Genomic DNA, 13,641 nt, shown 5'->3' on the forward strand with positions numbered 1-13,641 from the left:
GTATGCGCCTTATTTAAATGGCGGTAATAATTTGGCGGCGCGCCGATGGATTTGATAATATGAAGAAACTTTTACTTTTTGGTTTTTTATTAATAATTGCTGCGGCAGGTTTTGCGCAGGCTCCTGACATTTCTTACCCAAGCCCGCAGGTTTTTGTGCTTGGTAAAGCCATTACAAATCTTGCGCCCACCAATTCGGGTGGCGCGGTGCCCAATACCGCATATAGCGAGGTTACAACTCTGGCCGGGAACGGAACCGCGGGTTTTGTAGATAACACAGGCTTAGCCGCACGTTTCGATAGTCCATATGCTATAGCAAGCGATGCTTCCGGTAATATTTATGTGGCGGATTACGGCAACAACGCCATCCGCAAAATAACACCTGCAGGGGTAGTAACTACGGTGCCAACATCGGGCCTATCGTCTCCCGCGGGGATAGCCGTTGACGCGGCCGGCAATATTTACATAGCTGATACCGGGAACCAGTTAATAAAAATGGTTACGCCGGCAGGGGTTGTAACCATTATAGCTGGCAACGGCAGCCCCGGTGCTGTAAATGGGCCTGCGTTAACAGCATCGTTCAGCAATCCGCAGGATGTAGCGGTTGACCTGTTGGGTAATATATACGTTGCCGATTTCAACAACAACCAGATACGCAAAATTAGTGCAGGTGTTGTAAGTGTTTTGGCTGGCAGTGGCTCAAGCGGTCTTGCTAACGGTGCGCCTGCTACGGCAAGGTTCAAAAACCCATTTGGGGTGGCTGTTGACGCTGCAGGCAATGTTTACGTAGCTGATTTTAATAACAGTGCGATACGGAAAGTAACCCCGGGTGGCGTGGTAAGTACCCTTGCAGGTAACGGTACCGCGGGTTTTGCCAATGCCAATGGAACCGCCGCGAGGTTTAGCAACCCCGGCGATATTGCGGTGGATGCAAACGGAAATGTATACGTAACCGATTCGTATAATAGCCTTGTACGTAAAATTACCCCCGCCGGCAATGTTACTACCTTTGCAGGCAATAATGGCAATTTTGACAGGGTAGATGGGATAGGTACAAATGCGGTGTTTGGTTTCCCGTTAGGCATTACCATAGACCCGGCTGGTAATTTATACACCTCGGATAATGGTACACACGCTATACGCAAAGCGATAACCAAAGGCTATTACATTGATAAAATTTTGCCTGCGGGCCTGGTTTTCGATCCTACCACCGGCATTATCAGCGGCACGCCTACCGCAGTTACTGCGGCAGCTAATTACACCATTTCTGCTTATAATGATGCAGGAAGCAGCAGCAAAACGATAAGCATTGCGGTAAGGCTGCCATCTACAGATGCTACGCTTAGTGGTTTAACAGCAAGTGTTGGCGGTATAAACCCTGCCTTTGTGGCAACCGGCAAAAGGTATGTTATTAATGTTGCCAATAGTGAATCAGGTACTACGGTTACTCCCGTTTTAATTAATCCGCAGGCATCGTTAACGGTGAATGGCGTATCGCTGGCAAGCGGAGCAGCATCTAATACCATCCCTTTAAACTTAGGAAATAACGATATCACTATAAAGGTAACTGCCGAAGACGGGTTAACAGTGGGTAATTATTTGGTATCGGTAGTTAGGGCAAAGGTGGCTATTGCCGGCCCCGTTATATCTTATAATACTACTAATAACTTTCCTGTAAATGTAACTATACCAAATTTGGCGCCTACCAATACAGGTGGCGCGGTACCTGCCATAAGTTATGGGCAAGTAACTACGTTTGCAACGGGATTTTCTGCGCCATGGGGTATAACTACAGATGTTGCCGGTAATGTTTATGTGGCTGATGGAACCAAGCAAATACGCAAAATAACGCCGGCGGGAGCTGTATCAGTTTTTGTAACGGCGGCTGCCAATTTAAAAAATGTAACCGGGCTGGGCTCCGATGCACAAGGCAATATTTATGCCGCTGAATCGGGGAATAACAAGATCAGGATAATATCGCCAACAGGAACGCTTGGCACAGTTGCGGGTTATGCGGGCAATTATGGAAATTTGAACGGTGCCGATGCCGACGCGGAGTTTGCTACTCCTGCGGGCGTAGCGGTAGACGGTTTATCGAATTTATACATAGCCGATCAGGATAATAAACTTATCCGCAAAAGAACGCTCGACGGGCAGGTGACCACACTTGCCGGAACAGGTGCAACCGGGTCAGTAAATGGTCCGGGTTCGTCGGCAACTTTTACAGTGCCGATAGGCATTGCCAGCGATTTCGACGGGAATGTGTTTGTGGCCGATCTTTTGGGCCAGGTGATACGAAAAATAACACCGGCAGGGCAGGTAAGTACATTTGCCGGCAGGGGAACCGCCGGGGAAATTGACGGTACCGGAACCGCCGCGGCATTTGATTCGCCTGCGGCAGTTGCTGTTGACCCCATTGGTACCATATACGTGGCCGATGCGGCTAACAGCAAAATTCGGAGAATCACACCTTCCGGCGAAGTAACCATTTTTGCCGGGGATGGACAGTACAGGTTGTTGAACGGTAACGGCATGTTGTCAAGCTTCTCTTACCCCCTGGGTGTGGCTGCAGACCAAAACGGGCACTTGTTTGTGGCAGATTATGGAAACAATGCTGTGCGTAAAATTGAAACGCTTGGCTATGGCATTTACCCCCACGATTTTTTACCAGCCGGGCTTGTATTTGATAATAAAACAGGTATTATCAGCGGGAAGCCAACAACTGTAACGCCAAGCCGCAGTTATAAAATTACTGCTTACAACCTTGGCGGCAGCAGTGTTTCTAACATAACTATACGAATAATCAACATAACCAACGAAGCGCGTTTAAGTAACATTACGCTTAATCCTGGCACTTTATCGCCGGCATTCGCCTCGGCAACTACAACTTATAGTGCCAGTGTTACAAAAACAAGCATCATTATTACGCCAACAGCCATGGAACCGGCGGCCAACATCAAAATAAACGGCGTAGCTGTAGTAAGCGGTGCAGCTTCCGCCCCGGTGCCGCTCGTGCTTGGTGCAAATGCCATTTCAATTGTGGTTACGGCCACTGATGGTGTTACCCAAAAAACATATACCCTTAATGTAACCCGGGCGCCGGCACCACCAAATGCCGATCTATCTGGTTTAACCGTAAGTGCAGGTACGTTAAGCCCGGCATTCACCTCGGGTACAGTTAATTATACAACAGCGGTAAGCAACGCTACAGCCAGCTTTATAATTACGCCAACCAGCCCCAATAGCCTGGCCACCATACAGGTAAACGGCGCTGCAGTTGCCAGCGGAGCAGCATCAACCGCTATTCCTTTAACGGTTGGGCTTAATACCATTACCACCATAGTAACCGATGAGAATGGCAATAACAAAACCTACACCATACAGGTAACAAGGGCAGCATCGGTAAATGCCGATCTGGCTTCGCTGGGTTTGAGCGATGGTACCTTAACGCCCGTGTTTAATGCTGCTACCTTAACTTACACAGCTGCCGTAGCCAATACGGTAACCGGTATTGCTATAACGCCAGCCACTGCCGATGCCACGGCTACTATAAAAGTAAACGGTGTTACTGTTGCTAATGGGGTAACATCGGCTACCATCCCGCTAAATGTTGGTGCAAACGTTATTACAACCGTTGTAACAGCGCAGGATGGCGTTACGCTTAAAACTTACACCCTTAACGTTAACAGGGCAGCATCCACAAACGCGGATCTTTCGGCACTGGCGTTAAGCCAGGGGACCTTATCGCCCGCTTTTGGGGCCGGTATTTTAGTTTACAGCGCTTCGGTAACCAATAGCGTTACAAGTATTACAGTAACGCCAACCACATCTGATGTTAGCGCTACAATACAAGTAAATGGCGTAGCGGTTAGCAGTGGTTCGGCATCGGCTGCAATACTGCTTAATGCCGGTTTAAACGTTGTTACAACAGTTGTTACTGCCGGCGATGGCGCAACAACTAAAACCTATACCACAAATATCACCAGGGTTGCATCAAACAACTCAAACCTGGCCGGCCTCAGCTTAAGCGCGGGCACATTATCGCCTGCGTTCGATCCTGCAACCATATCTTACACAAGTTTGGTAGGTGTTGCCACTACAAGCATTACCATTACGCCAACCCAGGCCGACGCGGGGGCATCTATAAAGGTAAATGGTGTTACGGTTGTTAGTGGTACACCATCTGCAAACATCCCGTTAAACATGGGGGCAAATGTTATCACAACGGTTGTAACAGCCGAAGATGGTACAACAAAAACCTACACCACTACGGTAACAAGGGCTTCATCAACCAATGCGGACCTGTCTGCACTAAGTATAAGCGCCGGCACCTTATCTCCGGCATTCGCTTCGGGCACTACCGTTTATACCGCGGCGGTAAACAATACAACTACAGGGATCACTTTAACGCCAACAAGCGCGGATGCTAATTCGGTAATAAAAGTAAATAATACCGTTGTTGCAACGGGCACATCATCGTTATTGGTGCCATTGGTTGTGGGCAATAATAATATCACTGTACAGCTAACAGCCGAAGACGGTGTAACTATTAACACCTATACCATTACGGTTACCCGTGCCCCATCTGCGGTTTCAAGCCTGGCAGCGCTGGCAACCAGTGCGGGCCCGATAAGCCCGGTATTTGATCCGGCTACGTTAACCTACGCGGTATCTGTTGCCAACGGTGTAGCCAGCGCCACCATAACGCCCACCACCACTGATGCCAATGCTACCGTGAAAGTGAATGGTGTAACGGTTGCCAGCGGCAGCGCGTCAACATCCATACCGTTAAATATTGGGTTAAACGCTGTTGTTACCACGGTTACTGCCGAGGATGGGATTACGGTGACCAGCTATACTGCCAATATTACCAGGGCACCATCAGCCAATGCGGATCTGGCAAGCCTTACTTTAAGCTCTGCGATCATCAACCCCGCATTTGCATCGGGAACACTCTCTTATACCGCGGCTGTAAGTAACGCCACAACATCTACAACATTAACCCCAACAGTAAGCGATGCTACGGCCAGCATAACCGTAAATGGCGTGGCAGTTACAAGCGGAAGCGCTTCAGTACCCATAAATTTGAGTGTGGGCTTAAATACCATCACTACGGTAGTGACCGCGCAGGATGGTGTAACCACCAAAACTTATACCGTTGATATTACCCGGGCGGCTTCATCAGATGCTGATCTGTCTGGCCTAACCCTGAGCGCGGGTACATTATCGCCTGCTTTTACTGCTGCAAACGCTAACTACACCGTTACGGTAACCAGTTTAAACAGTATAACCGTAACACCTGTACAAAATGATGTTAATGCATCCATTACAGTTAACGGTACAGCAGTTACAAGTGGTACAGCATCGCAGCCGATACCTTTAACAGTTGGTGGTAACCCCATAAACATATTGGTTACCGCTGCAGATGGTACTACAAAAAATTACCTGGTTACCGTTAACAGGGCGGCATCAGGCGATGCTTTCCTGACCAACCTTGTTCCGGGCACAGGTACCTTAAGCCCTGTATTTGCAAGTGGTACCGTTGCTTACACCGTTCCGGTGGGCAACGCGGTTACAACTATAAATTTTACACCAACATTAAGTGACGCCAACGCGACGGTACAAGTAAACGGCATAGCCGTTGTTAACAGTACTGCATCGCAGAATATCCCGTTGGCGGTAGGTGCCAACGCAGTGACCGTTACGGTTACGGCCGAAAATGGCACTCCCAAAAATTATACAGTAAGCGTTGTGCGGGCAGGTTCGGCAGATGCTACCTTAAGTAATTTAACCGTAAACGGGGCAACTATCGCGCCTGTATTCGCATCGGGTACTATCACTTATACCGCTTCGGTAAGCAATACGATAACCAGCGTAACACTGACGCCTGTTGTTAACGAACCTAATGCTACGGTTACCGTTAATGGTTCTGCTGTAGCAAGTGGTTCTGCATCGGGTACTATACCGCTGGTTGTGGGTGCAAATACTATTACAACCGTTATAACCGCGCAGGATGGCAGCACAACAAAAACGTATACCGTAACCGTGAACAGGGCGCTGTCGTCCAATGCGGATCTGGCTAACCTAACCGCCAGTTCGGGTACTTTATCGCCCACCTTTGCGTCCGCTGTTGTAGATTATACCGTGCATGTTGGTAATACTACAACCGGCATCAGTGTTACACCAACCAGGAGTGATGCGGGAGCTGTAATACGGGTGAATGGAACCATCGTAAGCAGTGGCTCGGCATCGGGCACCGTACCACTGGTTGTCGGCGATAATGCTATTACCGTACAGGTAACAGCGGCGGATGCTACAGTTAAAACCTATACCGTTACCGTAAACAGGGCCATGCCGGCTGCTTCTACAGATGCAAACCTGGCCTCACTGGCAGTTAGCACAGGTACGTTAACACCGGCTTTTGCGCAAGCTACGCCTGCTTACACCGTATCTGTACCTAATACCACTACCGGCATTAGTGTAACCCCAACAAGTACCGAATCTCATGCTACCATAACGGTAAACGGTACCACGGTTGCCAGTGGAACAGCATCTGGTGCAATAAACCTGAACGGCGGTGCAAATATCATCACCACTATTATTACTGCGGAGGATGGTACAACTATAAAAACGTATACCATAACAGTAAACAGGGCGCTATCTACAAATGCCAACCTGGCCAATATTACGCTAAGTGCGGGTACATTGAACCCGGTTTTTGTGGCCGGTACAATAAACTATACCGCAGCTGTTAGTAATGCGATAAATACCATCCAGTTAACACCCACCACTGAAGTTGCTTCGGCAACAATAAAAGTGAATGGGGTAACTGTTGCCAGCGGCGCTGCTTCGGCTGCCATTCCGTTGAATATTGGTCCGAATGCCATCACCACAATTGTTACCGCCGAAACCGGTGTTACAAAAACCTACACAGTTACGGTAACGCGTGCTGCATCGCCAAATGCCGACCTCGCTAACTTAACTCTGAACACAGGTACGCTTAACCCGGTATTTGCTGCCGGCACAACAACTTATACTGCCGCCGCGGGTAATGCCGTTAACACCATCAGGCTTACCCCAACCGTGGCAGAAGTTAATGCTACCGTTAAAGTAAACGGGGTAACTGTGGCAAGCGGCAGCGCTTCGGCAGCATTGCCGTTGGTTGTTGGGCCTAATGTAATAACCACTGTGGTAACCGCGCAGGACGGTACACCAAAAACGTATACGGTTACTGTAACCAGGGCACAATCGCCTAATGCTAACCTGGCAAACCTTACGCTAAGCACCGCAACGCTTAACCCGGTATTCGCGGCAGGAACCATCAGCTATACCGCTGCGGTGAGCAATGCCATTACAACTATTAAAGTAACGCCTACTGTGGCCGATGCAATGGCTACTGTGCAGGTAGATGGCCTCACTGTTGCCAGCGGCACGGCATCAACGGATATAAATTTAGCCGTCGGCTCAAACGTGATCACAACCTTGGTAACCGCAGAGGACGGTACAACCAAAACCTATATCGTAACGGTAGACAGGGCGAAATCGCCAAATGCCAACCTTGCCAACCTGAGCCTGAGCGCAGGAACACTTAACCCTGTATTTGCTGCCGGTACTGTTGGTTATACCGCGTCGGTTAGTAATGCTACCGCGGGTATCGCCGTAACCGCTACCGTTAGCGAACCAAATGCTACCCTGCAAATAAATGGCGCCGCCGTTGCAAGCGGAAGCCCTTCGGCCAGTATCCCGCTGTTGGTTGGGCCGAATGTAATTACTACCCTGGTTACCGCGCAGGACGGTACAACAAAAACCTATACTATAACAGTTACGCGCGCGCCATCGCCTGATGCTACGCTGAGTAACATCGTATTGAGCGACGGTACATTATCGCCCGGCTTTGCAGCTGCTACTACAAGTTATACAGCTTCGGTTGCTAACGCGATAACTTCGGTAACGCTAACACCAACGGTAAACGAACCCAATGCAACCGTGAAGGTGAATGGTGTAACCGTGGCGAGTGGTGCGGCATCGGGGCCTATTGCACTGGTTGTTGGCCCGAATGTTATTACCACTACCGTTACCGCGCAGGATGGGGTATCAACACAGGTTTATACCACTACAATAACCCGCGCACCGTCTTCCAACGCGTTTTTAACAGCGCTTGGAGTTAGCACAGGCAACTATAGCCCGGGCTTCGGCACAAACATATTTGATTATACCATGCTTGTTACCAATAACGTTACCAGCCTGAGTTTAACGCCGGTACTGGCAGATAATACCGCCACCATAACGGTTAATGGTGTAGCTTCGGCAAGTGGCGCGGCATCTGCACCGGTGGTCTTAGCAGTTGGTAATAATTTTATCAAAACAGTAGTAACCGCGCAGGATGGTGTAACCGTTAAAACTTATACGGTTATTGTGAACCGGGCGCTATCCTCAGAAAACGACCTGAGCGATCTTGCCATCAGCGCCGGCACTTTAACGCCGGCATTTCAATCTGGTATTAATGATTATACGGCATCGGTTAGCAATGCTACCACAAGCCTTACCGTTAAACCAACGGTGGCTGATGCAACCGCAACGGTTAAGGTAAATAACGTAGCGGTAGCCAGCGGGACGTCATCGGCGCCGATAAGCCTGGTGGTTGGTACAAATACTATCAGCGCTATAGTTACGGCGCAAAATGGTGTAACCAACACTTATACCATTGTGGTTACACGTGCAGCATCTGCTAACGCCGATCTGTCTAACCTTACTGCAAACACGGGCGCACTAAGTCCTGCGTTTGCAAGCAACACGGTTTCTTATACCGGCGCTACGGTAAATAATACCATCAGCACTATAAAATTAACACCAACCACAAGTGATGCAACCGCTACCATAACTGTGAACGGCATTACGGTGACAAGTGGTACAGCTTCGCCGGATATCCCGTTGAATGTGGGGCCAAACGCTATCCCTGTTACAGTAAAAGCGCAGGCAGGTAATACAAAAACGTACACGGTTACTATTTCCAGGGCGCCTTCGTCTAATGCGGATCTTGCCGGTATCACCGTAAGTGGTGGTTCGCTTAGCCCAGCTTTTGTACCGGGTACTATTAACTACACCACCACCATTGGCAATGCAAATACCGGCATTACCGTAACGCCAAATACAAGTGATGTTACATCTACGGTTACGGTTAACGGCGCTACTGTTACACCTGGTACAGCATCGGGCACCTTACCACTAACGGTAGGCTCCAATACCATAACCGTAGTGGTAAAGGCCCAGGATGGAACTGTTAAAACCTACACCATAGTTGCCACCCGCGAAGCATCATCCAATGCCGACCTGACCAACCTCGCGCCGGATGCAGGTACTCTATCGCCGGTGTTTGCACCAGGAACACAGGCTTACACGATATCGGTTGTTAATACGGTAACGGGTATTAAGTTTACACCAACGGTAAGCGATGCAACGGCTACCGTTAAAATAAATGGCACAGCCGTTGCCAGCGGAACAGCATCTGCCGTTATACCTTTAGTCCTGGGCCCAAATACCATTACTACCACGGTCACTGCGCAGGATAATACCCAAAAGCAATATGTAGTAACGGTTACCCGTCAGCGCTCTTCCAATGCCGACCTCTCTAACCTCATATCTAACGCGGGTGCCTTAAGCCCGGGCTTTTCGCCGACTACGCCGGGATATTTGGTTAATGTAAGTAATACAACGCTAACCGCAACGGTAACACCAACCGTAAGCGATGCCAATGCAACTATCAAAGTGGCGGGGCAGCCACTTGCCAGCGGTACAGAATCGGCAACGATACAATTAGCGCCGGGCAATAACCCTGTAGCTGTAGAGGTAACCGCACAGGATGGTACAATTAAAACCTATACCATTACTATCCACCGTGCATTCTCCAACAATGCCAACCTGGGCGATCTGCAGTTAAGCGCGGGAACTTTATCGCCCGCGTTTGCATCCGGCACAGTAGATTACACCTCAACGGTTCCGTTTGAAATCAATCGTGTAAAAATTACCCCATCGCTTAGCGACGGCACCGCAACGGTTACGGTAAATGGCACAACGGTGACCAACGGCTCATCATCCGGCTTTGTAGACCTTGCGGTAGGGCAAAACACTATCACCGTAGTGGTAACTGCGGCAGATGGTACATCATCCCAAACCTATACCGTAGTGGTAACCCGCGAGGTGCAGCCTCCATCGGCAGATGCCAGCCTGTCCTCGTTGGCGTTAACACAAGGCGAGCTAAACCCTGCGTTTAACCGTACCACCTACTCGTACGCTGCAACAGTACAAAGCAGCGTTACCAAAACCAACGTAATAGCTATATCAAGCGAGGCTAACGCCAAGATCACTATAAACGGTGTGCCGGTTGCCAGCGGCGCATCATCCGGTGATATTTTACTGTCCGATGGCGCTAACCAAATATTTGTTGTGGTAACTGCTGAAGATGGCACAAATGTAAAACGCTATACCATTGTGGTTACAAGGGCGTCGTTTAGCGCGGTACTGCCAAATGTATTTACACCTAACGGCGATGGTTATAATGATACCTGGGTGCTTGCCAATATCAACCTGTACCCCAACTGTACGGTTAAAATATTCAACCGCGGCGGGCAGCAGGTGTTTAATTCTGTAGGCTACGGTATTGCATGGGATGGTACCTTCAACGGCAAGCTTTTAGCTCCGGATACCTATTACTATATCATCGATCTGAAACACGGCCAGGGCGTACGCTCGGGCTCAGTAACAATAATCAGGTAAAATTTACATCATAGCATTGGCAAAGGCTCCGGATCATCCCCCCGGGGCCTTTTTTATTTAACGTTAACTAAACCCGATAAAATAAATTGCTGTTGATACTGATTTAATATATAGCGCTTATTTTTACTAAAAAAACAAATGAGCAACCGCAGGGAATTTATCGGCACAAGTTTAACCGCTATAGCCGGGCTAACGCTTTTACCGGCAATAAATAGTTTTGCAAACCCGGGCAGCCAATATAAAAGTGGCAGCGTTGCCAAGCCAAAATTGCGGTTTGCTATTGCATCTGATATCCATTACGCGCAGCCGGGCACCCCCTTTGAAGAGAACACCGCCAACCTGATTAAATGGCTTAACGACGACCACGCCAAAAACCACCTGGATATGGTGATCGTAAACGGCGATCTGGTGCATAACCGGCCCGATCTGCTTCCCGAGATAAAAACTAAATACCTGGATAAGCTGAATGTGCCCTACCATACCATCCCCGGCAATCACGATTTTGCGGATGCCGCCGTATGGAAGAAAGTGTTTAGCTACGAGGATAACTACACCGTGGAGCATGGTGACATAGCCTTTGTTTTAGCAAACACTGCGGATATAAAGGGTGGCTATGTTTGCCCCAACAATAGCTTTATAAAAGCATCGCTGGATAAATTTACCGGTAAAAAGGTGGTTTTTGTGATTTTGCATATCCCGCCGATAAAATGGATCAAGGGCGAGGGCTTCCTGGATTGCCCCGAAACGCTGGATATGCTGCATAGCTACCCGAATGTAAAAGCCGCGTTCCACGGCCACGATCATGCGCTCGACGGGGTGAGATATACTGGTAACAGGTTCCCGCATTTTTTCGATTCGCACATCGGCGGCGACTGGGGTACCGCCTACAAAGGTTATCGTATTGTGGAGATAGATGACGACTATAAAATATATACCTACCAGGTAAATGCCAGCCAAAACCCTGTGTTGAACAGCAATAAGCTATAGCATTTTTTGGGAGGTGTCTTCAGAGAGAGCCTTCGGAACGTGATGCGGAAAGACCGGCCTAAAATAATAAAGGCTGCCGGGCGGGAGCCCGGTCAGCCTTTGGTATTGCCAATATAAACAAGGAAGGACGTTATTAAAACCTTACCAGAACCTCACATAAAGCGCGGTTAACAACAGTAGGGTTACAATGATAAGCGCAAGTGTGGTCTTGTCCACTTTAAACATGCTCCTATCAATATCAAAAGCTTTAGGGTTAATTTTCGGCCCTGCAAAGCTTATAGCCACCATCACGATGATGGTGAACAAAAACGACAGCCCCATACAAATGAGGAACGGAATTTCCCAGGTGCCGTTTGCCCTCGGGAACGCGGTGTACAGGAATGTTTCGTGCCCGAATAATTCCGGTGCATAGTTGTTAAACAGTACCGACATTGCGAAACTTGTTAATATACCGGCTATCGCAGCAGCACCCGTAGTACGTTTCCAGAAGAAACCTAAAATGAATACGGCGAAGATACCCGGACTAATAAAGCCGGTATATTTTTGGATAAACGTGAAGCCTCCCTCGCCGCTGATACCCAAAAGATCTTTCCAGGTAAGGGCGATGGAAAGTACCATGGCACCCAAAATAACCCAGCGGCCAACGTTCACCATTTTGTGTTCGCTGGCATTTTTGTCCATGTGTTTTTTGTAGATATCCAGCGTAAATATGGTAGAGATACTGTTTGCTTTACCCGCCAGTGATGCCACAATAGCAGCTGTAAGTGCCGCTACCGAAAGCCCTTTTAAACCGGTTGGCAAAAAGCCAAGCACGGCAGAATAAGCATTATCGGAATTGAATTTACCGCCCGACATCATCTCCTGCTGCAAAGCACCATTTTTGTGAAGCACATACGCAGCTATACCAGGCAGTACCACAATGATTGGCATCGCCAGTTTCATTAAACCGGCAAACAGGATGCCTGTACGCGCGGTTTTAAGGTCGGCACCAAGAGCACGCTGGGTAATGTATTGGTTACAGCCCCAATAATTAAGGTTAACTATCCATTGCCCTGCAAAATACATGGCAATGCCCGGCAGTGTGAGGTATTTGTCGATATCGGCCTGCGGTGCACCCGGTTTTGGTTTGGCTAATATCATTTTAAAGTGTTCCGGCGCATCCTTCAGCATGGCGTTGAAACCTGCTATAGCGTCTTTGCCGTAACCAAACTTTTCGCTTACTAAGGTAAGGGCGATATAGGTAGTAGCAAGGCCGCCAATTACCAATACCAAAACCTGTATCACATCTGTAAAGCCGATCACCTTCATACCACCCAGTGTGATAAACAAAGCAAACACAGCCAGCGCGATGATGATAATGTGCATACTGCTTGTATCTCCGCCGATAAGGTTATTTAGTGCCAGCGCGCCAAGGTAAAGGATGGACGTTAAGTTAACGAATACATACATAAACAGCCAGATGATGGCCATGATAAAACTCATGGATTCGTTATACCGCTTATGGAGGAACTGCGGCATGGTGAAGATCTTATTTTTAAGATACACCGGCACAAACCACACGGCAACAATAATGAGCGCTATGGCGGCTACCCATTCGTAGGCGGCCACAGCCAAACCTACCGCGAACCCCGTACCGCTGGCCCCGATGAACTGCTCGGCAGAAATGTTGGATGCGATAAGCGAGGCACCAATGGCCCACCAGGTAAGCGAGCCTTCGGCAAGGAAGAAATCTTTACTGTCTGATACGCCTTTTACTTTTTTGCGGCTGTAAACCCAGTAGCCATAGCTGGATACTATAATAAAATAGACAACGAAGATGACGTAATCTATAGTAGTGAACTTATTCATTTAATATGGTTTAATTTAATTGGTTTTAATGTAA

At 48.5% G+C, this 13,641-nt stretch carries 3 protein-coding genes; 2 read left to right on the plus strand and 1 reads right to left on the minus strand.

Annotated features, from left to right (window positions below; genetic code table 11):
• Window positions 1-59: 59 nt before the first annotated feature.
• Together IDJ77_RS14730 and IDJ77_RS14735 are read left to right on the plus strand one after the other, a co-directional pair.
• Window positions 60-10,772: a cadherin-like beta sandwich domain-containing protein gene (locus IDJ77_RS14730; RefSeq protein WP_191189734.1), complete on the plus strand. Its 10,713-nt coding sequence runs from the start codon at window positions 60-62 to the stop codon at window positions 10,770-10,772.
• A 138-nt stretch (window positions 10,773-10,910) separates the two neighbouring features.
• Window positions 10,911-11,759 (plus strand): metallophosphoesterase family protein, encoded by an 849-nt coding sequence (locus IDJ77_RS14735; RefSeq protein WP_191189735.1) that lies wholly within the window; start codon window positions 10,911-10,913, stop codon window positions 11,757-11,759.
• 141 nt (window positions 11,760-11,900) lie between these two features.
• On the opposite strand, the gene IDJ77_RS14740 is transcribed toward IDJ77_RS14735, so the two are convergent.
• Window positions 11,901-13,607: a sodium:solute symporter family transporter gene (locus IDJ77_RS14740; RefSeq protein WP_191189736.1), complete on the minus strand. Its 1,707-nt coding sequence runs from the start codon at window positions 13,605-13,607 to the stop codon at window positions 11,901-11,903.
• Window positions 13,608-13,641: the final 34 nt, after the last annotated feature.

Origin of the sequence: Mucilaginibacter pankratovii (assembly GCF_014773265.1) — a bacterium.
Lineage (GTDB): Bacteria > Bacteroidota > Bacteroidia > Sphingobacteriales > Sphingobacteriaceae > Mucilaginibacter > Mucilaginibacter pankratovii.